This is a genomic window from Verrucomicrobiia bacterium (assembly GCA_035577545.1).
Taxonomy (GTDB): domain Bacteria; phylum Verrucomicrobiota; class Verrucomicrobiia; order Palsa-1439; family Palsa-1439; genus Palsa-1439.
The window spans coordinates 18,692-42,103 of sequence record DATLVI010000037.1; the positions used below are offsets into that span (position 1 = coordinate 18,692).

Here is a 23,412-nt window from a genome sequence, read left to right on the forward strand (position 1 = left end):
CCGCCAGAATACCGCAGGCTGGCGGATTCTGCCGCAACTTTAACGCTTCCTTAACAATTTTCCCCGTTTTCACACACACGGGCTTAACAGTCACCTTGTCTATTACTATCAGAAAGGAATTACAGTTATGAAGCTACAGAGACTTATTTGGATGACAGCAGTGGTCGTTGGTTTGGGAATCGCGACAACTTTCGCGCAGGACGAGGGTGGGCCGCCCCCGCAAGGTGGACCGGGAGGGGGACGTCATCGTCCACCACCTTCACCGATTGTGGAGGCGCTCGACGCCAACCACGATGGCGTAATCGATGCCAGTGAAATCGCCAACGCGTCCGCAGTCTTAAAGGCGCTCGATAAGAACGGCGACGGCAAACTGACAGCCGACGAAATTAGGCCGCCGCACCCGAACGGCCCGCAGGGCAATCAGCAGGGAGGCCCCGCTGGCGGCCCGCAAGGAGGACCTCATCGCCACCCGCCGTTGCCTATCATGCAGGCGCTCGACGCCAACCACGATGGCGTGATCGATGCCAGCGAGATCGCCAACGCCTCGGCAGCGTTGAAGACGCTCGACAAGAATGGCGATGGCAAACTGACCCGGGACGAATTCCTCCCGCCACGCCCGAATGGCCCGCCAGGTGGCGGGGATCAACAGGATGGTCAACGTCCGCCGCCTCCGCCTGAAGATAATTAAACCAACGACAAAGCGGGTGCGCGCCTTCTCCGGGCGCGTGCCCGCCAAACCAAAGCAGGGGGATCAACATGAAACCATTACTGGCTCTCTTCCTCATAGTCGTATTGGGCGCATCCGTGTTTGCTGATCCGCAATTGACTTCGTGGGCCACCACAAATACCGCGCAATATGCCCGCATCCGCGCCACGACAGGCGCGACCCCGGTCACCACCTGGACAGGACAGGCGTTGCCCGCGTATTCCGACGTACAGACGATCATGTACTCCACCAGCAACGTATACGTCTACGCGAGTGGGCTCGCCAGTTACATCATGGGCCCGTGGTATCTCAACGCGGCCAAGACAATGATCTTTCCCAATAAGCCGACCAACCAAAAAACGATCATGCGCTTCCCGCGTTTCCAGACGCCCGCGACCACCACGCACACACTCACCCCGGGCGGCGCGATGGGGATGTATGTCACCGGGGTAGCCATGTTCAATATGCTGGATGGCTACGCCTACAACACCACGTCCGGCTCCGACCAACAGGGGATGATCGGCAGCGGCATCTGGGAACGCGACGCCGCGTTCGCCGAGCTTCCGACATTCGACCCGGCCAACGCGCACCAGCCAGGCAGCGGCCAGTATCACATGCACATCAACCCAATCGGGCTGCGCTACCAACTCGGTGACAACGCGACCTACACCGTCGCCAGCGATACCTACACCGAGAACACCAACAACCTCCATCATTCGCCGATTATCGCCTGGGCCTTCGACGGCTATCCGATTTATGGCCCGTACGGTTATTCGGATGCCACGAACGCCGCGTCCGGCATTCGTCGCATGGTCTCCGGTTACATCAAACGCGACGGCTCCTATGGCACGTCGAACCTCAATGTTACCGGCCGAACAACCTTGCCCTATTGGGCGCAACTTTCGCAGAACCGCACGAACCTCACGTCCTCGCAATATGGCCCGAGCACGACAAAGACCGCCGACATGACCGGCTCCTTTGCGTTGGGCCGTTACGCGGAAGACTACGATTACCTTGGCGACCTGCCGACGAACCTCACCGCCGGCGCACAGTGGGACCTTGACCGATACAACGGACGATTCTGCGTCACACCCGATTATCCCCAAGGGATGTATGTCTACTTCGTCACCATCAATACAAACGGTACTCCCGCTTACCCGTACCTCCTCGGTCGCCAATTCTACGGCGTCGTCAGCGGTGGGACGGTCAGCAGCATCTCCCAAGCGGGCAGCATCACCGAATCGGTCACAACAAACTTCACGGGTGGCACAAACACGGCGTTAGTTGTTACCGGCATCAATGCCGCCAGTGACGTAACGCTTACCTGGAGCAGCGTACAAGGCGGCACCTACATTGTCGACGCGTCGACCGATCTGGTTAGTTGGGCCGAACTGAGTCCGTCCGTCACCGCCACGGGCATCACGTCGCAGAATACCGAAACGGCCGCCGCACAGACCTACGCGCAACGCTTTTATAAGGTGAAACTCTCTTCGATCGCATCGTTTGATCCGTGAACAAGCCCATTATCATCGCGATCCTGTTTGTCGTGGCTGTCACCGTATGTGACGGCACGACTTTCGAGGTTCGCATCGAACCCCACGGTAGTTTGGCATGGACGACCGATTCGGCTCAGACCGTTACGGTAACGCGTCTGGCGTTTCTGCTTTCAGACTTCCGTCTGCAGCGCCGTGATGGGCGCTGGGTCGATCTACCGGGACAATTTGCGTTCATTGACCCGTTGCAGAACCGGTTGAGTTTCCATCTAGCGAACGTACCACCGGATTCCTATCAGCGCGTGGGTTTCACGGTTGGGCTCAACGAAAAGACAAACTACGGTGACCCGTCCCAATGGCCGGCCGATCATCCGCTCAATCCATTGATTAACGTCCTCCACTGGAGTTGGCAGGGTGGGTACGTCTTCTTTGCGCTGGAAGGTCACTACGACAAGGACGCCGGCTTCTCCCTTCACCTGGCAAAATCGCCGAATCAAACGTCGATCAATCTGGCTGCGTCTCTTGACCTGCAACAAGACGGTCAAATCGATATCGCGCTGGATGTGCATGGGTTGTTGAGATCAATTCATTTCGCGGCGGACGAGTCCGCCACCCACTCGCGGGAAGGTGATCCGCTCGCGGCGATGTTCCAGACCAATATTGCACGCTCCTTCTTCGTTCGTGCCGTTTCCGCACCGGAGGCGATGCCGATTTCCGTCACCGTCAGGGCACTCATGGCCACAAACACCACTCCTTATCACTTCCGCGTACCCGCCGGATTTCCGATCCCATCGTTGCCCCGTGACAATCCGTTGACCGTGGAAGGCGTCACTCTCGGTGCACGGCTCTTTCACGAGAAACTGCTCGCGCGCGACAACACGCTCTCGTGCGCCTCGTGCCACAAGGAGACGCAGGCATTCAGCGACAGCCCGCGTCGTTTCAGTAAGGGCGTAGACGAGCAGGAAGGCGTGCGCAACGCGATGCCGCTCTTCAACCTTGCATGGAAACGCGAGTTCTTCTGGGACGGTCGCGCATCGTCGCTTCGTCAACAGGTGCTCATGCCAATTCAAGATGCCAAAGAGATGCATCAACCGCTGGAAAAGATGGTGGAAAAACTCGCTGCCGCTCCCGGCTACACGGACCAGTTCGAGAAAGCCTTCGGTTCTCGTGAGGTCAGCGCGGATCGCGTAGCGCGCGCCCTCGAACAATTCGTCCTCACTTTGGAGTCCTCCGACTCCAAATTCGACCGCGCGCTGAAGGGAAGGGTGGAACTCAGCGAAAAAGAGAAGCGCGGCTTTGAACTGTTCATGACGGAGTACGACCCGCGTCGCGGCCTGACGGGAGCCGATTGCTTTCACTGTCACGGCGGACCGTTGTTCTCCGATTTCCGTTTCACCAACAACGGCCTTGATGCTGATTCCGCCGATACCGGTCGCGAACGCGTCACCGGAAATCGACTGGACAAGGGAAAGTTCGCCATCCCGTCCCTCCGCAATGTCGCGCTGACCGGTCCCTACATGCACGACGGACGTTTCCAGACGCTGGAAGAAGTGGTTGAGCACTACTGCACGGGCACGAAACGCAGTGCCACGCTCGACCCCAATCTCGCCAAACATCCCGACGGCGGCGTGCCGCTCGGCGCTGACGACAAAAAAGCCCTGGTTGCTTTCCTCAAGGCGCTCACCGAAGAATCGACGCAGCATTGACCGTGCTGGCGAGGTAGGGTGTTCCCACCAATGGAAATGGACGAGGATCCCGAAGAGCGCCGGAAGCTCGAAGCGCATAGGTGAACTGAAGAAACTGCTTCTCGATTACGCGAAGAGAATCACTGAGCGCAAAGCCGACAATTGATGGTTAGCACCACCACAGCACCGTCGAACCGGCAACGCTGACGTACTAGTGCTGGCGAATTTCCTCGGCGATGTCCTTGTGCAAGGTGGCTTGGTCGGGTGTTTGTCCAGCGTTGTTCTTCAGGTGAGTATCCGCCCCCTTGGCGAGCAAGACGTTAATTACTTCCTTGCGACCGTGGACGGCGGAAAGGTGCAGCGGCGTGTTACCGTCTCCGTCCCTGGCGTTGATATTTGCTCCTTTTGAGAGAAGGAGTGTGACTATCTCTGGATGGCCGTCATTAGCCGCGGAACAGATCAAGCGGTCAAAGACTTCTTTGCTGGGGTGGCGCTTCTCGATAAGGACAGCCAAGGCGTCTCGGCGATTCCAGTTCTGTGCAACATCAAATACAGTACTGTCGCCTGAAAGATGAGCGCCTCGATCAAGAAGAAGTCTTACAACCTCTGCGTTTCCTCCCATGGCTGCCTCATCCAGAGGAGTGCCGTTAGGGTCCCAGCCCGGTAGCTTTGGCGGTTCGAGTTTGTTCACAAGTTTGGGATTCGCATTGAGCAATTCAGTCACACGCTCTGCTTTCCCTATTCGAGCCGCTGTATAGATGTCCAGATCTGCACCCGCTGCAGCGAGAACATCTACGACATCCCACGCGATCCAAGCGTTGGCAGTTTGTATGGGCGTCCGTCTTTGCTTGTCCTTCACGTTTAGATCAGCGCCGTGCGTTATTAAAGCTCTTACAGCAGCCACATTATGCCAGCCGTTTTCACCTGCAAAATGCAGCGGAGTACTTCCATCTGTATCTTGAGCGTTTGGATCTGCACCTTTGGCCATCAAAAGCTCGACGAATTCTGCACCGCGAAGCTGATTGAGGACGGCATAATGCAGCGGGGTTCGACCATATTCGTCCGAGGCGTTCACATCGGCGCCATCTTTGAGAAGTTGCTCCACTTTGGCGGCTTGCCCGCTCGGTGACCCCACTTCATTCAATAATCCCTTATCCTTATCAGTCAATGGTATACGTTTTCTGGGTTTTGCCTTCGCTAAGGAGGGTGAATTTTTAGGTCTGGCTGACTGTTCATTGCGAGGTGCAGTGCTTTGTGGCGGGGTTAATTCCGTTGTATCCTTTGCTTTCCAATTGCCCGACTTCGATTGTAACTCGACGACCTGTACGCCCGCTTTCGGCTGAAATACGAACTGTTGATCCGTGATATCCGCATTGAACTTCACGTTCTGAAACTCAAATCCTCCTGCTCTTACCAACGGTTCTCCTGAGCTGTTCTTTTCGACAAATCCCATCCTTTGTTCGATCTCGTACACGAATCCGTCTCTCTCACCGATAACCGCACGCGCTTCGCCATTAACAAATTGAAACTTCTCCAACAGGTCTTTCTTCAGAGCCGATTTCTTTAACGTGCCCTTCAAGGTATACATGGGTTGCCCCAGGATTTCCTCCGGGGGACCGACCGAGAAATCAAATGATTCACGAAGTTCATTTAAAGCGTCGGCAGAATTGACCGCCTGAAGGAGATTAACAGCCACACCTCCTTCCGCACGTTCTTCACGAGAAACTTTGCTCAGATCGGCCTTAAGAACAGCCGAGGTTCCCCGCGCCGTGTTCTCCTGCCAAAGCACGCGGTCCTTTCCGACCACGATCAATACGCCGGTCGATTCTCCAAACGCTTCCGTCTTCGCCTGGATGCGCACCAAGTCCGGTGATTTACACAGAACGGTGCCATCAGACGGTACGGTCATTCCAAATTCATTCGCAAGGTAATGAATGTCAGCCGACCAAGTCTTGTACTCGCGTGTCTTATTACGGGAAAATGCGATGATGTCTTCAGCCGTTTTGGGAGATTCAGCGTGGGCACTCCATACGAGGCACGAACTAAGCGCTCCTAAAATGAGCGTTCGTTTCATGCTGGGGATACTATCCGTCGGTATTGACTGACGCGATACAAAAAATGAATCCCGTGCCCTCCATGACCTGCAAAAGCAGGGACACGACCCAACGCAGCACTGACTTTCGCTCATTAATCGTCTAATCATTCCCCGTGCTGACGACGAACACGCGCACGCTCTAAGCGACGCAGGCCATCTACCTGCGATCGCAGGATTGTCAACAGGCAACCCCCTATGGAACGGAAATACTCGATCAACGCGCGCAGATGACCGACCTCGGACGGTTGCGGCACTCTGCGGCTTGCTGGAATTGCCTTGCCTTGACAAGCCCAGTTTCGTTAGGATGTGAGGGAAGAAGCGCAGCGTAACTCGGGCAACCAGAGGGTCTGGATATGAGCATGAGTCGTGGGCGGTATGGGGTGGTCATTCTTCTTTCCGCGATGTGGGCGGCCACTGGCGCTTCCGCGCAGACCACCAATAACTGGGCGTCGGGTGTATCGGGCAAATGGGAGTTGGCGACGAATTGGACTGTCAACGTCGCGCCCAACATGAACTCGCTCGTGTTTATCACCAGCGCGACCACAAAGACTGTCACCATCGATGCCACTACCGCCCTTTCCAACAGCACGATGACGGTCAGCAATCTGACGCTGTCCGCACCGTCAGGTTCAGTGAACAAGCTTTTACTGAGCGATCCCGGCACGAACAATCCATTCATCGCCCTCCAGGCGTGCACGATTAGCTCGGGCGGATTGCTCGTGGTTTCCAACGCCGAAATGCGCGTGCAGTCCGTGAACGTCGCTGGACCGCTGAAGGATGATGGCGAAGTCGTGCTGATTTCTCCCAGCGCACGCCTGTTCGTCACCAACTCCACCGGGATGTTCATTGGCAGTTCGGGCCAGGGTATTTTGACGATCTCCAATGGTCTTGTGACGACTTCAGGCACTGGGATCGGTCTGAACGTCGGCTCCGCCGGGACGTTAACTATTGTCAGCGGAACAAACCTTGTTTCGTTTGCTTCGGTCCTGCACGTTGGTAATAGCGGCGCATCCGGTACGGTGTGGGTGACGGGTGGACGATTGGACGTGCCAGGTACGGCAACAACCTCGGTCCTCGGTTATTTCGGCGATGGCCGGATGACGGTTTCCAACGGCACGGTGAATATTCCGTATTTTGAGGTGACTCAAGAGGCTGCAGGCACATTGACATTGGCCGGTGGGACGATGACATCTTCGACGCGGTTCGATGTCGGTTTCTCGGCTGCGATTCCGAAGACCGGCACCGTCTGGATCACGGGCGGGACGTTGATCACGAGTAACGCTCCAACCACACTTGGCGCGGGCACTGCGGGCGGTAACGGTCGCCTCGTTCTCTCCAACGGAACCTGGTTGGCCGGCACCGTGAATATGGGACGCAATGCAGCTTGTCGGGGGACACTGACGGTCAACGGTGGCACGAATACCTTCTTCTCCACACTAACCATTGGTGATGAAACAAACTCAACGGGAGCCGTGTGGCTGACGGAACCCGGGCGCCTGGTGATCACGAATGCCGTGACGATTATCGCCGCGCGCGGTACAGGCCAGATGACGATCTCCAATGGAACTTTTCTAGGCAACGCGCTCAACCTCGCCACAAACGTTACGGCGACCGGCACGCTGACCGTTGCGGGCGGCACCAATGCCTTGATCGGACCGTTGAACGTCGGGGGACCGGGGGTCGGCGTGGTTTGGGTCACCGGCGGTCAACTCGTCATCACCAATTCGCCGGCCACGGTCGGCATCGGCAGCGGTTTGATCGTGGACGGCCGCGTTACGCTCACCAACGGCAGTTCCCTCGTCGTCAGCAACGTGCAAACGGTGATCGGCAATGCCGGCAGCGGCAGCCTGACGGTTTTCGGCGGCTCGACGCTTTTCAATAGTTTGTTTGTGGGGCATCTGAACAATTCGTTCGGCACGATCACGTTTGCCGGCGGCACCAACCGCACCTTGGGAACCACCTTCATCGGTTTCAACGGTGGGCAAGGCACCGTCTGGGTGACGGGCGGACTTTTGAATGCTACCACCAATTTCGCTGTCGAGGTCGGTGTGAGCGGCTCAGGCCAATTGATCCTCAGCAACGGAACGATGCGCGGTGGTCAAATCGCTGTCGGCGTCAATGTGGGCGGTAACGGCACATTCACGATGACCGGCGGAACGCTGGACGGCCCTGCCGCACTGTCGGTGGCCAATAATTCGTTTGCGACCGGCACCGTGTGGGTCACCGGCGGCACGCTTGTGCTGACCAACAACATCATCGATAACGAGATCAGCGAAGGCGGCATCGGCGCGATGACGGTTTCCAACGGATCGATTTTTGCGCGCAACCTTTTTATCGGCTCAAGCGCCCTGAGCGCGGTGGGCCTCGGCACGCTGACGATGGCCGGTGGGAGCAACTCGGTTTACAACAGCATGATTCTCGGCAAATCCGCTTGTACGGCGACCGGCGTCGTCACCGTGGCCGGCGGCGCATTATTCGTGACCAACGCCACCCACACCGCCGTGCTCGATGTGCGCAGCGGCATCCTCCAGTTGGAATCCGGCACGCTAACGGTCGACAATCTGGTCATCACCAACGTCTGCGGCCGCTTGGTCAAGACCGGCGGCACGCTGTCGGCGACCACAACCAACCTCGACCCGAACCTGAGCGCCGTCGGCGACGGAATTCCGAACGGCTGGAAACAGCAATATGGACTTGATCCCTTCGATCCCGATGTGGCCAACAAGGACCCGGACGGCGACGGCATGAACAACCTTCAAGAGTACCTGGCCGGCACCGACCCGACCAACAGCGCGTCAGCTTTGCTCATCACTTCCATTGTGACCACCGGCAACAATATCCGCGTCACGTGGACCACTGGCCCCGGCAAAACCAACGCGCTCGAACGCACTGCCGGTAACGCCGGCAATTTCGCGACGAACAGCTTCGCCGCCATCACCAACATCATCACCACTGGCGCCGCCACCAACTATCTCGACGCCGGCGCCGCGACGAACGGGCCGGCATTGTATTACCGCGTCCGCCTCGTACCGTAGCGTCATGCACCGGCATTGACTTTGTTGCCTTTGCGCCGTATTAAACTTCCGCTTCTTATGGAACGGAAAACACTCGATCAACGCGCGCAGATGACCGACCTCGAGCGGTTGCGGCACTCCGCTGCCCACGTGATGGCGACTGCCATTGCTAAACTGTGGCCGGATGCGCAGTTCGCTGCCGGTCCGCCGGTTGACGACGGGTTCTACTACGATGTCGAGTTGCAGCACCGCATCTCGCCTGAGGATTTCCCGGCCATCGAAGCCGAGATGAAGAAGATCTCGAAGGAAAACCAGGTCTTCGAGAAAGTCATCGTCACTCGCGAACAAGCCCTGGGCGACGCGCAAAGTGGACGCCTCGCCGCCCTCGCCCCGCGCGGGACTCCCAGCAAGTTCAAGTTGGACATCGTCCAGAACATTCCCGAGAACGAACCGATTTCCTATTTCAAGAACGGCGATTTCATCGACCTCTGCGCCGGGCCGCACGTGATGCGCACCGGCAACGTCAGCGCGTTCAAGCTTACCCACGTCGCCAGCGCCTACTACAAAGGCGACGAAAAGAACCCGCAGTTGCAGCGCATCTACGGCACCGCGTTCAAGAACAAGACCGAGATGGAAGCCTACTTCACCATGGTGGAGGAGGCCAAGAAGCGTGACCATCGCAAGATCGGCCAGGAAATGGGTCTCTTTGCCATCGACACCGAATTCGTCGGCCCCGGCCTCCCGCTCTGGCTCCCCAAAGGCACCGTCATCGTCGAGGAGCTGGAAAAACTCGCGAAAGAAACCGAGTTCGCCGCCGGCTACGTCCGCGTCAAGACCCCGCATATCGCCAAAGAGAAGATGTATGTCACATCGGGTCATCTGCCGTACTACCAAGAATCAATGTTTCCTCCAATGGTGCTTGATGAGTTTCAAGAGAAACGCATTGAACTTAATAATCGAAAGCGACCATTTCAGAAGGAATTGATCGAATGGACTAAGATTGAAGCTGCCCGGCGGGGTGTCGATTATTCTGCAATAGGAGCACAGATTGAAAAGGGCGGCCCGGGACTCAGAGAAGAAATGGTGAACTTGGCTAGGGCGGACGGAACGTTGCCGCCGAATATCGCGCAAGCATTTGATGAATGTCAAAGAGTGCATTCAGAATTTGAGCGACTACCGAAGATAGAAAATTATTTCCTCAAAGCCATGAACTGCCCGCATCATCATCGCATTTTTGCGGCGGAGCGGCATAGCTATCGGGATTTGCCGTTGCGGCTGGCGGAGTACGGGACTTGTTATCGCTACGAGCAGTCCGGCGAACTCTTCGGCCTCATGCGCGTACGCTCGCTCAACATGAATGACGCGCACATCTATTGCACCCCGGAGCAGTTCGCCGCGGAGTTCAATGCGGTCAACGAGATGTACCTGAAGTATTTCAAGATTTTCGGTTTCGACAAGTACGAGATGCGTTTCAGCACCCACAGCAAGGAAGGCCTTGGCAAGAAGTACGTCGACGAGCCAGAGTTGTGGATTAAGACTGAGGACATGGTGCGCGAAGTCCTTAAGACCAGTGGCATCAATTTCGTCGAGGTCGCGAACGAAGCTGCGTTCTACGGCCCGAAGATCGACGTGCAGGTCTGGAGCGCCATCGGCCGCGAATTCACCATTGCGACCAATCAGGTGGACTTCGCCGTACCGAAACGCTTCGGCCTCGTGTACAAGGACCGCGACAACACTGAAAAGACCCCGCTCTGCATTCATCGCGCGCCGCTCGGCACGCACGAGCGCTTCATCGGCTTCCTCATCGAACATTACGCCGGCAACTTCCCGCTCTGGCTCGCGCCCGAACAGGTTCGCGTCCTCACCATCGGCGAAGACGCCCCATTGGTGGAATACGCCAAGGGCATCGTCAACGAACTCCGCGTTAACATGGTTCGTGTCGAGGGCGATTACAGCAACGACAATATCAAAGGCAAGATTGCCGATGCGGAAGAGGCGAAGGTTCACACCATGCTCGTTATTGGCGGTCGCGACATGGAAGCCGGTGCCGTCAGCGTGCGCCTCCACGGCAAAGGCAACCTTGGCGCCAAGCCCAAGGCGGAAGTTATCGCGGATATTTTGCAATCAATCAAAGAGCGACGCGGGTAGCTGGTTCCTGACAAACGGAGGTACGGCAACATGAATCGAAGGACAATGATGTGGTTCGCGTCGCTGCTGTTTCTGGCCGTAATCGCCGCACCCGCGCAAGCGGCCGACTCGATCCTCAAGGTTGGCGATCCGGCGCCGAAACTCCAAACCGGCAAATGGGTGCAGGGCGATCCCGTGAAGCAGCTCGCGACAGGGACGACCTATATTGTCGAATTCTGGGCCACCTGGTGCGGCCCGTGCCGTTCCTCGATCCCGCACCTGAACGAGATTTACAACAAGTACAAGGACAAGGGCCTGGTTGTCATCGGCCAAGATAGCTGGGAACGCGACGAGAGCCTCGTGGCGCCGTTTATCAAGAGTATGGGCAATAAAATGACCTACCGCATTGCCCTCGACGACAAGACGGGGAGCGACAAGGGCAAGATGGCCGAGACATGGATGGACGCTGCCGGGCAAAGCGGCATCCCGGCGGCATTCCTGGTCAATCCAAACGGCCTCATTGCCTGGATCGGACATCCCATGACGCTGCCGGAGAAAACAATCGAAGACGTCCTCGCGGGCAAATTCGATATATCGAAGGCCGCGAAGGAATACGCGGAGACGAAGAGAACCGAGTCGCAGTTGCGCCCCTTACGGATGGCAATCAGCCAGGCGATATACACAAAGGACTGGGACACGGCGCAGGCCAAGCTGGACGAAGAGAAGAAGTTATTGTCTGAAGACCAGCGAGCCAAAGAGGACTTCACGCAATACAGCATCCTGGTCGGCAAGAAAGACCATGCTGGCGCGGCCAAGCTGGCTGCCACCATGAAAACGACCCACAAGGATGACCCGAAATTGCAGGACGAATTGGATATGACGCGGCTCAACATCCTGTTTCTCATTAAGGACTACCCCGGGGCGTACACACTGGCCGCGCAAATGAGCGAGACGCACCAGGACGATGCCGACCTGCAAAATAATCTGGCCTGGCGCCTCGCAACCGATAAGGGCATTGAGCAACGCGACCTGGCCCTGGCGGAGATCATCGCTACGCGCGCCAACGAAGCGTCCAAGGGCGAGAGCGTCCCCGTCCTCAACACGCTGGGCCGGGTATTGTTCATGGAAGGCAAGAAAGAGAAGGCCATCGAATTCCAACAAAAAGCCGTGGACCTCGCGGATGGTCCCGAGAAGGCCTATCTGCAGGAGCAGCTCGAGAGCTACAAGCAAGGCGAACTGCCCGGGGCGGATTGAGCCGGTCTGGCTCATCCCACAGCATTCTCCCATGAGGTGTGCAGGTCGGTAGTCGCTGCTCGGATCGCGAAACCCCCCACAATTCCAAGGACATTATGAATGCGAAGACGATTTTCTGTTCGATGGCATTGGTCGCCCTCAGTACGGGGCTTTCGGCCCAGACGCCGACGAACGCGGCAGCTACACTCGCTGATCAGCCAAAGCTGAAGTCCGCCATTTATGATTGGGAGAAGATGCAGCCCACGCCGGTATCGAACGGCGTGCGGCGCGTGGTGTTCGACGGGCCGACCGCGACCCTCGATAAGATCAATTGCCACATCACCACGCTGAATCCCGGCGAACAGAGCGGCGAACCTCGTCTGCACGTGCAGGAAGAGGTCATCATCGTCAAGGAAGGCACAATCGAAGCGACGTATGACGGCTACTCCGAAACCATCGGGCCGGGTTCGGTCATCTTTTTCGCCTCGCACGCCACCACGCGCCTACGCAACCGCGGCAACCTCCCGGCCACCTACACGGTCATCTATTACTACACGCCGTTGACACCGAAGAAGTGACCGAGCTTGACGTCGCTTGTTGCCTGTGGGTGCCGGACAAACAAAGGACATGCAGGTAACAAAGTGGTAACATGGCTTCGGCAAGCTGGGAGGCATGAAAACTATAACTGTTTTATGTACCTTGTTCGCGATCTCCGTTTTGAACGTCTCCGCCGCGATCTACGCACAGTCGTCGCCGGCCGCACCGGAGTCTCCTTCCGAGTTGCTTGAGAAGGGGATCTATAACCAGGACACCAAGGGTGACCTTGATTCAGCGATTGCGATCTATCAACAACTGATCGCGGAATCCAACAACAACCATCAAATCGCGGCACACGCGCAGTTCCGCCTTGGCCAATGCTATCTGAAGAAAAATCAACCCGCGGAGGCGACGGCGGCGTTTGAGAAATTGATTCACGATTTTCCGAACGAGAAGACACTCATCGCCCAGGCCCGTGAGTATCTCCCTGGCAACCTCACCCTCGGGCCAATTCCCTGGGTCGATGGTGAGCGGATGCAGCTGAATATCTCGCTGGCGTCTGGCGCTGATATTGGAACGGGCGAGTATCGCGCTGATCTTGTCCAACCGGCCAATGGAGGCAAGATTTGGCGAGTTGGTTGTCGCATGATGGCCGGGCCGCAATCCGTCAGCAGTGTCGATGTGGATGCCGAGACCTTTCGCCCCCTCACCAGCCATTGGAAGCATTCGCTCTTGGGCGAGGTGACCGCGACCTACAAACCCGGCGAGGTTGATATTCAACGTGTCGGCAAGTCCCGAGCTGATGTGGTTGCCGTTGACAGTTCTGTTTATGACAACGAAGAAGCTGTACACATGATGCGTCGGCTTCCGTTGCAAGTTGGTTATAAGACAACACTCCCGGTGCTCCCGACTCTGGGAGCCGCAACTACACTTTCCATTGGCCTCGAAGTGCAGGGAAAGGAGACCGTCGAAGTACCAGCGGGGAAATTCGATTGTTTCATCGTGCACCTCAGCTTGGTGAACCAAACCTTCTGGTTTTCGGCTGACGCGCATCGCTATCTGGTGAAATTCGAGGCGGGCCCCGTTACGGCGCAGCTTACCTCAATCACTCAGCGCAAAGCCGGCGAGCCGGTGAAGTTTCATGACAATGAAACCGGAGTGTCGTTCACGGCTCCAGCGGACTGGGTTGTATGGCGCGCCCAGCACGGCCAGCCAGAAGGACAAGTGCTGATTCGCGCGCTAGACCCGAATGCGGACACGACCGATGGCGGGATTCGTTTGTTTGCGACCGACACGTTGTCGAATAAAGCGAGGCAGTCGGCGCGGACTTGGATGGAGGAGTATTTGCAAACTCTCAAAAACGTCCGGGTTCGTCCCGATAGTTGGAAGGACTTGACGATCGATGGGCGGCCTGCCGTGAGTAGCGTGGCGGATTACACTGAGGGCGGCAAATCGCATGTGTACTACATGGTGTGTGTTTTAGGCTCGAAGAATTCCGAATGGTTTGTGATTGCGAGCGCTCCAGACAAGTTTGATGCGCTCAAATCACAGTTTGACACGATCGTCGCCAGCTACCGAACGAAGTGAATAGACAACGATTCCATCTGTTCCACCGCCGCATGGGCCGGGACGTTCGTGCCTGGCCCATGCTGGCATCGTTGGCGCTCGTTATGGTCGTCGCCGTTGGATGCGTATTGTGGTTTATGCGCGAGGCAATGCGGAACGAGCGGATGGCCGTGCGCGAGAAACTGGTCGAAGCGTATCGGAGCCAATTGACGCTCGTGCAGGCACAGACCGAGGCGCGCTGGAACGAACGGCTGGGGCAGCTGGGCTACGGCCGGCCTGCGCCAAACCAGTTTGACCGTTGCGTGCGCAGTGATCTGGCAGACAGCGTGATTTGCCTCGATGAACGGGGGCGCCCAGCCTATCCGCGGCTGACATCGGCGGACGATGAGGCGCTGCGGAATGTGGAGGCGAACGCGGAACTGCTCAAGCTCGAATCACCGACTCCTCATATGTCCCCGCCATACATCCAACTCATGGGGGGACTACGCGCCCGGGTGAGCAACTATTCGGGAGACGGGATGCCGTCGGCGCAACGTCGGTTCATCATGCACGAACTGCAAAGGCTCGATCCGAATTGGGAATTTCCGACCCTGGCTGCTGAGGAACTGGCCGCACGCTATCTGGATGCGGGACTGGCGGATAGCACTGGCGAACCAGTATTGCGTGCAACCAAGCTACCTGGCGTTTGGTCGGTCTCCTCGCGGCTGGAGCCGCGGGTGCTGGCATTGTTTACGACGGGAGGTCTGCGCCGGCGGTTGGGCGGCACCGTACGCGATTCAAGCTCTTCGTTACCGAGGGGCGTGCGTATCGTGGTCAGCGCTCCTGGGGAAGATACGATGAGCGACTCAACGATCGCAACCATGCCAATTGGCCAGGGTCTGCCCGGCTGGCGGCTCACGCTATCGCTTGATAATGACGCGCTGTTCGACACCGAGGCGGAGCGCCGCGTTGCGCGCTATCTCGTCATCGGCAGTTGCGTGATTGCCGCGATGCTCGTGCTGGCAATTTTCATGGCGCGGGGCTTCGGACGACAGGTGCAGTTGGCCCGGTTGAAGAACGATCTGGTTGCCACGGTTTCCCACGAACTTAAAACTCCGCTCACCGCGATGCGCGCCCTTGTGGACACCTTGCTCGACGCCCAGCGCTTCGATGAAAAGATGACACGAGAATACCTGAAGTTGCTCGCTACGGAGAACGCGCGACTCAGCCGTTTGATCGACAACTTTCTAACTTTCTCGCGCCTGGAGCGGAACAAATTCACCTTTGAGTTCACCCGCGTCCGTCCGCAGCAGATCGTGGAAGGCGCAGTGACTGCTCTGGGAGAACGGGCCCAGGCGCCAGGCTGCATGTTGGAATCACATACCGCCGTGGATCTGCCCTCGATTCGCGGAGATGTTGATGCGCTGGTAACGGCGTTGCTTAACTTACTGGACAATGCCTGGAAGTATTCCGGCGACGAAAAACACATCGTCCTGCGAACCGAGGCGCGCAATGGCAGCGTCTGCTTCGCCGTCGAGGACAATGGCATCGGTTTGACGCCGCGCGAAAGCAAGCGGGTGTTTCACCGCTTTTATCAAACGGACCAGGGACTTTCGCGATCTGTCGGTGGCTGCGGGCTCGGCCTTAGCATCGTCCAATCGATCGTTGAGGCACACCACGGCTCCGTGCGCGTCGAAAGCGAACCCGGGCGCGGGAGCACGTTCACCATCGAAATCCCCGCCATAGCGGACGGGGCGTCATGATTCCGGCGAAGATCCTGATCATCGAAGATGACCCAACGATCCTGCGGGTGGTAAAGGACAACTTTATCACACGAGGTTATGACGTGCGGATTGCGCGCAACGGCGAAGAAGGACTGGACGCCGCGTTGAATGGCCGGACCGATTTGATCGTCCTTGACATCATGCTACCGAAGATCAATGGGTTTGAAATCTGCCGGGCTGTTCGCGCCGAGAAACTCGATATGCCGATCCTCATGCTGACGGCCAAGGGGCAGGAAGAGGACATTGTGCGCGGCCTGGATCTCGGAGCGGACGATTACATTACCAAGCCGTTCAGCATCCGTGAACTGGTGGCACGCGCACAGGCATTTCTTCGGCGGCAGCAGGCAGGCGCGACGGTCAGCTACAAGTTCGGTCGGTGCCATCTCGACACCTCCTCCCACCGATTGCTCAAAGACGGGGTTGAAGTACCTCTGACCAACAAGGAGTATTGCCTCCTCGAACACTTCCTCCAGCACCCCGGGCGCGCGTTCACCCGGGACAGCATCATGAACGCGGTCTGGGGTAATACCGTCATGGTTACCTCGCGCAGCGTGGATCGTTGCGTCACCACGCTGCGGGCCAAGATCGAACCCGACTCGCGCCTTCCGACGTTCATCCACACCATCCGCGAAATCGGCTATCGCTTTGAAAACGAGTCCAAAGCGAAGGGGTAAGGGCCTCAATCACGTGCTTGAAAAAGACAGTTGCATTGATGGGAGAAAAGCCTTAGAAGAATGGGCCATTCGCGCCGCGTGTACGGTTCGGGCCAAAGCCGACGATAGCGTAGGGGCGTTTGTATAAACAATTGTGAGCCAAGTCATTCAACCAAGCTAACCCGCTGAGGGCCAACAGGAGGTCGGAGCAATTCAACAATTTGTTCGTGTTAATCAGAAGATTCGCGCGCGAGAAGTGCGGGTAATCGACTCAGACGGAAAGCAACTCGGGGTTCTGCCCACCAGCCAGGCGCTGGCGGCAGCCATGCAGCGGGGATATGATTTGGTGGAGGTCGCGCCGAACGCGACGCCGCCAGTCTGTCGCATCGTCGATTTCGGTAAGTATAAGTACGAGCAGGAGAAGCGGGATCGCGAAGCGCGCAAACACCATCACGCGACCAAGCTGAAGGAAATCAAGATTCGGTTGAACATCGATCCGCACGATTACGAGACGAAGCTCAATCACATGCGGGATTTTCTCGGTGACGGGATGAAGGTGAAAGTGACGATGATGTTGCGGGGTCGCGAAAACGCCCATCCCGAATATGGCAATAAATTGATGCAGAAAATTATCGAAGACCTGCAAAACTGCAGTCGTCCCGAAGTGATGCCAAAGCTGATGGGGCGCAGTATCACGATGATGGTCTCGCCAGTTCGCGGCGTGAAAAAGACGGATGGGCCAAAGCCCAAAGAAGAGGACGAAGCGTAGAAATTTTGGAAGGAAACGGCATATGCCACGTTGGAAATCAGCCAAGACAAAGAAAGCCGCCGCCAAGCGATTCAAGATCACGGCGACCGGCAAAGTGATGCGCTACGGTGCAGGCAAGAGGCATTTGAACGCGCACAAGTCTTCAAAGCACAAGCGCCGCCTTGGCCAGACCAAAGCGGTTAGCGAAACCCACAAGCACCATATCACCGATGTGATGCCGTTCAGCCATCGCGGTTAATGATACCGTCCTGAAATCGATAATTTGAAAATCCCAGGAGTTCACCATGCCAAGAGCCACTAATGCCCCAGCCAGCCAGCGCCGCCGCAAGCGGATGATCAAGGCCGCCGCCGGTTATCGCGGCTGGCGCAGCAAGAAGTTCCGTTATGCGAAGAACGCCGTCTGGCACGGCCTGACTTATAGTTTCGCCCACCGCAAGGACAAGAAAGCGGATTACCGCTCGGTCTGGACCGTGCGCATCAACGCCGCCTGTCGCGCACAGGGCATCAACTATAGCCGGTTCATCGCCGCGCTCAAGAAGGCCAACATTGCGCTCGACCGCAAGATCCTGGCCGAGCTCGCGACAAACGATCCCAAGGCGTTTGACGCCGTGCTCGCGGCGACGAAATAGATACGCGCGTTTGGCAGAGTAGGGACGCGATTACAGTTTGACCAGTTCGCGCTTTCGCAAGGTGAATCGGCAAATCCTGTCGTAACCGCACGAACGTGCCAGGCCAATGGCCTTGCCGTAATCCGCACCCACGTCTTGCGGGATGTGCGCGTCGCTACCCATTGTGATCGGGACGTTCAGACGGCGGGCGATTCTCAGGAACGGTTCGCTTGGATAAATTTCCCGGCACGGTTTGCGCAGGCCGGCGGTGCTGACTTCAATCGCCATATCCGATTCCGCGGCGGCGCGCAACGCTTCCTCATAGACTGCCGTGAAGTCGCTCTTGGGGCGGAAGTTGAACTTCTTCGGTAGATCGGGGTGGGAGAGAGAATCGAACAACCGGCTTCGCGCCGCCTTTTTCCAGAGTTCGAAATACTCCCGCCAGCGCGCTTCCACGTCTTCTGTTTCCCAGTCCTTGGCGCTACGGTCGACGGGAAACTCACCGAGGTAATGGACACTCCCGAGGAAGAAATCCCACGGGTACATCGCCGCCAACTCCCGCACCCAGTCCTCACAACCCGGTAAGAAGTCCACCTCGAGCCCAAGCTTGATGGGTAACTGCGGGAATTTCGCCTGGGCCTCGCGCACCCACTTCACGTAGATTTCCAGGTCCGACTTCTTCATGGTCCAATCCGTCTCGCGGTCGGCCAGCGGCGCGTGATCTGAGCAGCCGATTTCGTCGAGGCCGCGCTCGACGGCGACACGGGCATAGTCGGCGGGTCGTCCCGTCCCATCGGTCAATTCCGTGTGCATGTGGTAATCGATGAGCACAGGAGTGAAGTCTAATGTTTTTGTCCGCCAGTGCAAGAGTCTAAGTGGCGACACCGGGGGACGCACGCCAAAGGATGATCCTGCTCGTGGCTTGCCCTCCGGGCAGGTTTTCACTACATTCAAACGCCATGAGGAAAGTGCTGCTTCCATTTGCGCTGTTTTTTGCCGCCATCCTGTTGTTGGTTGGGGCCGCTTACTGGTATGATCAGAAATACGGCTCGGAAGGGCCGTTCCGGAACCAGCATGGCCACTGAGGAGAATATGGCGAAGATCAGCAAACTGCTGCACACCCGTTATCGCGTGAACGATCTGGAGAAAACGGTCGCGTTCTATCGGGACGTGCTCGGTCTTCAAGAGACCGGCCGACACAAGTCACCGCGCGGCTCGGAATTGGTTTTCATGAAGGCGCCCGGGAGTGAAGAGGAAATCGAGCTGTGTTGCTACCCGGCGAGCGGACCGGTCCATGTGCCCACGGATCTCACGCACCTCGCGTTTGAAGTCGATGACCTGACAGCCTTTGCGAAGCAGCTCGAGGCGAAAGGCGTAAAGTTGTCCGATGGGCCGGTGGGATCACCGCCGGATACGGTGTTCGCTTTCGTTGACGCGCCGGAAGGTTACGAAATTGAGCTTATCCAACGGGCCACCAAGTGACGGCACCGCGAAAGATCATCGTCGCACCCTCGATTCTCGCCGGTGATTTTGGCAATTTCGCGCGGGACGCACAGCGCGTGGAGCAGGGTGGGGGAGATTGGCTGCACTGCGACGTGATGGACGGTCACTTTGTGCCAAACATCACGTTTGGCCCGGACACGATCGCCGCGTTCCGCAAAGCCACGAAGCTGCCGCTGGACGTGCACCTAATGATCGATCAACCTGACAAGTATATCGACCGTTTCGCGGACGCCGGTGCCAACAGCCTGATCGTGCATTTGGAGGCGCGGCATGATGTCGCGGAGACGCTGGCTCGGATTTGGCGCCTTAAGAAGATTGCGGGATTGGCCATCAATCCCGAAACGCCGGCAGAGAAAGCGTTGCCATATCTCGATAAAATCGGCGAACTGCTGGTCATGACGGTGCATCCGGGCTTTGGCGGTCAGGCGTTCCTGCCTGAAATGTTGCCGAAGATCCGCGTGTTGCGGGGGGCGGCGCCAAATTTACCGATCATCGTCGACGGCGGGATCAATCCGGAAACAAGTCGCCAATGTGTCGAGGCCGGGGCGAACATCCTGGTGGCCGGAAACTCGTTATTTCGACACAAGACACTGAACCTGGCTGAAGCCATCGCGGAGCTGAAAACGCATGCACTTGACCAAGATTAAATTCGGAACGGACGGCTGGCGGGGAGTGATTGCCGAGGATTTCACGTTTGAGAACGTGCGGCGCGTGGCCCAGGCAACCGCCGACTACTGGAATTCCCTCGTGGGCACGCAGAAGGCTGCGATTGTCGGATACGACAACCGGTTCCTGTCGGAGACCTACGCGAAACTGGTGTGCGAGGTTCTGGCGGCGAACGGGATCAAGGCGCTCTATCCGCCGTTGGCCGTGCCGACACCGGCAGTGTCGTTCGCCGTGCGCGACCGGACGCTTTGTGGGGCCGTCATGATCACAGCCAGTCACAACCCGCCGCAATTCAATGGCTACAAGCTCAAGGCCCACTACGCCGGGCCCGCCGATCCGGAGACTTGCGCGCAAGTGGAAGGACGCGTGGACCAGTCACCCGTCCGGGCGCTCAACTTCGACGAAGGCATCAAAAACGGGAGTATTGAAATCTACGATCCTCGCGCGGCGCACGTGGCCGCGGTAAAGAAAATCATCAACCTAAAAAAGATCCGTGGTACCCGACTCCGGATTGCCGTGGACTCGATGTACGGCTGCGGTGGCACCGAGTTGGAGACGATCCTGGCGAAGTCAGCCTGCCGCGTGCAGACAATCCGGGCGAACCGCGACCCGCTGTTCGGCGGCATCAACCCCGAGCCGATTGGCAAGAATCTCGGCGCGCTATGCGACGCGGTGAAAAAGACGCGCGCCCAGATCGGGTTGGCGACCGACGGCGATGCGGACCGTCTCGGTATCGTGAACGACAAGGGGCAGTACGAATCCATTCAGCTCGTGTTCGCCATGCTGTTGCTGCACCTGATTCGCAATCGCGGACAGAAGACCGGTGTGGTGGTGAAGTCAGCCAATAGTACGGTGCTCATTGATCGCATCTGTCGCGCGCACAGTTTGAAACTGGCGGAAGTGCCGGTGGGCTTCAAATACATCTGTCAGCAGATGCGCGAAAGAGACGTGCTGATTGGCGGCGAGGAAAGCGGCGGAATTGGATTCCAGGGCCACATTCCCGAGCGCGACGGCATGCTGGCCAACCTGATGTTGCTGGAGATGCTGACGATGACCGGCAAACCCCTCACGCGGATCGCGCGGGAACTGCAAAAGGAATTTGGCGCCAGCTCCTATGACCGCATTGACATGCGCTTCCCGCTGGAGAAACGCGAGAAGTTCATCGAGTCGTTGCGGAGCCAGCCCCCGAAGGAGTTGCTCGGAGTGCCATTGGCCCAGATGAAGGACTTCGATGGCGTGAAGTACATCGCGCAGGACGATTCCTGGCTGATGTTTCGCACTTCCGGCACCGAGCCGATCATCCGCATTTACAGCGAAGCGTCGACCGCCGTGCGCATGAAAAGGTTGCTGGAACACGGCAAGAGCCTCGCGCTGAAGATGGCGAAGACGTAGGCTGAATCCTTCTTCCGGTTGTCGGGCAGGCCGCGGATATCGGCCCGATTTCTACTGAACGATCAGCCTGGTTTGGGCGCAGGGCGGGGGACAATTACCGCCGCCACCGTCTCCTATGACTGTAGCCAGGAATTGAACGTTCGCACTCCAGTTGTTTCCGGTCCCACTAGAGTTGAGCAGTTTGACGATCACAAATCCTAGTATGTCGGCTTGCCCGCTGTTTCCGCTGAAAGAGAACTGGTCAACTACCGGCATAACCAAGATGGCCCCGGCACCGAGTGCATTAAACGCCTGATCCACTTGTCCGTTGCCTGATTTGGTCGGAATCGTTCCTACTGACGTCTCGCAGCCGCAACCAGACGAACCGGTCATGGCGACATACCAAGCTGGCGTGTCCTGATAAGCAGCAAGGTAGACTTTACCCTGTTTGCCACTTCCTATAGTAATATCGTTCAAAAGCATGGTGTCACCATAGGTGTGATTGGTCACCTGATCCACGGACACCCCGAAGGGAACCGCATTCGCCACCCGACCGGCCCCCTCCAGATCAGCGGTTGAGTGAACCGTTGGACTCATGGAACTGAGGCCGACGACTTTTGCGAACTGCATGCCAACGTTTCGCTTCGCCTGCACGCGCACCGCGGTGTAAACGCCGTTGGTCGTTTGATTCGGGAAAAACTGACCGTTCGCCCATCTTCCGACCTGTATCCCCCCTCCGCTCGTAATCTCAGACGAGGTGACGCCGTTGGCGCCTGCTACATTGGCCGCTTCCAAGCTGGCATTGTTCGCTGCGGTACTCGCCGCCAAATTCGTATTGAGCATGACGACGGCTGCAAAAGCGCCCGCATCCGTGCCGAACTGCTCATGGCGCTTTTCCTTATACGCGCGCGCCACGTCGATGCTAAGCGCCGTGAACCCAAACAGGGCCACCATGGAAACCGTGACCAGCACGAGGGTCGAACCGTTTTTGCCTCGCGACTCCTGACGCGGGATTCTTCGTACTCGTTTGCTCATAAGCTCCTCCGTCCCCGCCATCGACTAGCGCATGACCGTCGTCGCGCTCAGTGTCAACGAACCTCCGGCAGTTTTACCGGGAACAACAAACGGGATAATCAAGGGCAAGTTGTAAGTGACCGTTACGCTTGTTGCGGTGTTCCCTGCCAGGTTCGTTGGAGTGACGCTCGCCGTCGCACTGCCCGCATTCAACATGGGAGCCACAGCACCCGTTGCAACTGCCTGGACGTTACTGCCCGACGGGGATCCAACAACGGCGTATCGGGCTCCGACCGCCGAAGCGTTACGCACCGTGAGCATTGCTGAAAAAATAAACCCGTACTGGATTATTCCAAATAGCAGCAGCGCCAGGATGGGCAAGACCAGCGCGAATTCCACCAACGACTGCCCCGACTGTTTTCGGTATGATTTGCTTATCCAGTGACTCAATTCATGATTCATAATATTCTCCATGGCAGTAAGTAGCATGCGGCGTACCTATCCACACCGCAGGCCGTGTTTCTCGCCGTTTTTCAGCACGATCAGGGCCAACCGCCGTCAAAGCGACGCAACTACCACAACCAGAACGGGGACAGAGCCCGACGAGAC

Annotated in this window: 21 protein-coding genes; 17 read left to right on the top strand and 4 right to left on the bottom strand. The window is 57.6% G+C overall.

Annotated elements, in window-relative coordinates:
* Positions 1-127 precede the first annotated feature (127 nt).
* The 3 genes from VNL17_13965 to VNL17_13975 all read left to right on the top strand — a co-directional run bounded on the left by VNL17_13965 (position 128) and on the right by VNL17_13975 (position 3,905).
* Positions 128-688: a hypothetical protein gene (locus tag VNL17_13965; protein HXI85186.1), complete on the top strand. Its 561-nt coding sequence runs from the start codon at positions 128-130 to the stop codon at positions 686-688.
* A 68-nt stretch (positions 689-756) separates the two neighbouring features.
* On the top strand, positions 757-2,220 hold the full coding sequence (locus tag VNL17_13970; protein ID HXI85187.1) for a YHYH protein: 1,464 nt from the start codon (positions 757-759) through the stop codon (positions 2,218-2,220).
* Positions 2,217-3,905, top strand: a complete 1,689-nt coding sequence (locus VNL17_13975; GenBank protein ID HXI85188.1) for an MbnP family protein — start codon at positions 2,217-2,219, stop codon at positions 3,903-3,905. The genes VNL17_13970 and VNL17_13975 overlap by 4 nt, the downstream gene beginning before the upstream one ends.
* Positions 3,906-4,095: 190 nt before the next feature.
* Here VNL17_13975 and VNL17_13980 read toward each other — a convergent pair whose 3' ends face one another.
* Positions 4,096-5,958 (bottom strand): ankyrin repeat domain-containing protein, encoded by a 1,863-nt coding sequence (locus VNL17_13980; protein HXI85189.1) that lies wholly within the window; start codon positions 5,956-5,958, stop codon positions 4,096-4,098.
* A 374-nt stretch (positions 5,959-6,332) separates the two neighbouring features.
* On the opposite strand from VNL17_13980, the gene VNL17_13985 reads away from it, so the two are divergent.
* The 10 genes from VNL17_13985 to rplT all read left to right on the top strand — a co-directional run bounded on the left by VNL17_13985 (position 6,333) and on the right by rplT (position 18,270).
* Positions 6,333-9,014: a hypothetical protein gene (locus tag VNL17_13985; GenBank protein HXI85190.1), complete on the top strand. Its 2,682-nt coding sequence runs from the start codon at positions 6,333-6,335 to the stop codon at positions 9,012-9,014.
* Between the two features lie 57 nt (positions 9,015-9,071).
* Positions 9,072-11,141: a threonine--tRNA ligase gene (locus VNL17_13990; protein HXI85191.1), complete on the top strand. Its 2,070-nt coding sequence runs from the start codon at positions 9,072-9,074 to the stop codon at positions 11,139-11,141.
* Positions 11,142-11,171: 30 nt separating this feature from the next.
* The gene (locus VNL17_13995) at positions 11,172-12,374 is read left to right on the top strand and encodes a redoxin family protein (protein ID HXI85192.1); all 1,203 of its coding nucleotides are present in this window, start codon (positions 11,172-11,174) and stop codon (positions 12,372-12,374) included.
* A gap of 95 nt (positions 12,375-12,469) precedes the next feature.
* Positions 12,470-12,931, top strand: a complete 462-nt coding sequence (locus VNL17_14000) for a cupin domain-containing protein (protein ID HXI85193.1) — start codon at positions 12,470-12,472, stop codon at positions 12,929-12,931.
* Positions 12,932-13,025: 94 nt separating this feature from the next.
* On the top strand, positions 13,026-14,477 hold the full coding sequence (locus tag VNL17_14005) for a DUF3108 domain-containing protein (GenBank protein HXI85194.1): 1,452 nt from the start codon (positions 13,026-13,028) through the stop codon (positions 14,475-14,477).
* Positions 14,474-16,198 (top strand): ATP-binding protein, encoded by a 1,725-nt coding sequence (locus tag VNL17_14010; GenBank protein HXI85195.1) that lies wholly within the window; start codon positions 14,474-14,476, stop codon positions 16,196-16,198. The genes VNL17_14005 and VNL17_14010 overlap by 4 nt, the downstream gene beginning before the upstream one ends.
* A complete protein-coding gene (locus tag VNL17_14015; protein HXI85196.1) occupies positions 16,195-16,893 on the top strand; it encodes a response regulator transcription factor in 699 nt (232 codons plus the stop codon). Before VNL17_14010 ends, VNL17_14015 begins: the two co-directional genes overlap by 4 nt.
* 190 nt (positions 16,894-17,083) lie before the next feature.
* Entirely contained in the window at positions 17,084-17,641 is a 558-nt protein-coding gene (gene infC, locus VNL17_14020) for a translation initiation factor IF-3 (protein HXI85197.1), read from the top strand.
* 22 nt (positions 17,642-17,663) lie between these two features.
* Positions 17,664-17,879, top strand: coding sequence for a 50S ribosomal protein L35 (gene rpmI / locus VNL17_14025; protein ID HXI85198.1), 216 nt, complete (start codon positions 17,664-17,666; stop codon positions 17,877-17,879).
* Positions 17,880-17,925: 46 nt separating this feature from the next.
* Positions 17,926-18,270, top strand: coding sequence for a 50S ribosomal protein L20 (gene rplT / locus VNL17_14030; protein ID HXI85199.1), 345 nt, complete (start codon positions 17,926-17,928; stop codon positions 18,268-18,270).
* A 30-nt stretch (positions 18,271-18,300) separates the two neighbouring features.
* Here rplT and VNL17_14035 read toward each other — a convergent pair whose 3' ends face one another.
* Positions 18,301-19,080: a histidinol-phosphatase HisJ family protein gene (locus VNL17_14035; GenBank protein HXI85200.1), complete on the bottom strand. Its 780-nt coding sequence runs from the start codon at positions 19,078-19,080 to the stop codon at positions 18,301-18,303.
* A 128-nt stretch (positions 19,081-19,208) separates the two neighbouring features.
* Between VNL17_14035 and VNL17_14040 the strand changes: the two genes are divergently transcribed.
* Genes VNL17_14040 through VNL17_14055 form a run of 4 tightly spaced genes read left to right on the top strand, consistent with a single transcriptional unit; the run spans position 19,209 to position 21,810 of the window.
* Positions 19,209-19,334 carry a hypothetical protein gene (locus tag VNL17_14040; GenBank protein ID HXI85201.1) on the top strand — a complete coding sequence of 42 codons (126 nt, stop codon included), beginning with the start codon at positions 19,209-19,211 and terminating at the stop codon, positions 19,332-19,334.
* Between the two features lie 7 nt (positions 19,335-19,341).
* On the top strand, positions 19,342-19,731 hold the full coding sequence (locus tag VNL17_14045) for a VOC family protein (protein ID HXI85202.1): 390 nt from the start codon (positions 19,342-19,344) through the stop codon (positions 19,729-19,731).
* Positions 19,728-20,399, top strand: coding sequence for a ribulose-phosphate 3-epimerase (gene rpe / locus VNL17_14050; GenBank protein HXI85203.1), 672 nt, complete (start codon positions 19,728-19,730; stop codon positions 20,397-20,399). The genes VNL17_14045 and rpe overlap by 4 nt, the downstream gene beginning before the upstream one ends.
* Positions 20,380-21,810, top strand: a complete 1,431-nt coding sequence (locus VNL17_14055; protein HXI85204.1) for a phosphoglucomutase/phosphomannomutase family protein — start codon at positions 20,380-20,382, stop codon at positions 21,808-21,810. Before rpe ends, VNL17_14055 begins: the two co-directional genes overlap by 20 nt.
* 51 nt (positions 21,811-21,861) lie before the next feature.
* On the opposite strand, the gene VNL17_14060 is transcribed toward VNL17_14055, so the two are convergent.
* On the bottom strand, positions 21,862-22,824 hold the full coding sequence (locus tag VNL17_14060) for a TadG family pilus assembly protein (protein ID HXI85205.1): 963 nt from the start codon (positions 22,822-22,824) through the stop codon (positions 21,862-21,864).
* A 24-nt stretch (positions 22,825-22,848) separates the two neighbouring features.
* On the bottom strand, positions 22,849-23,265 hold the full coding sequence (locus VNL17_14065) for a TadE/TadG family type IV pilus assembly protein (protein ID HXI85206.1): 417 nt from the start codon (positions 23,263-23,265) through the stop codon (positions 22,849-22,851).
* Positions 23,266-23,412 lie beyond the last annotated feature (147 nt).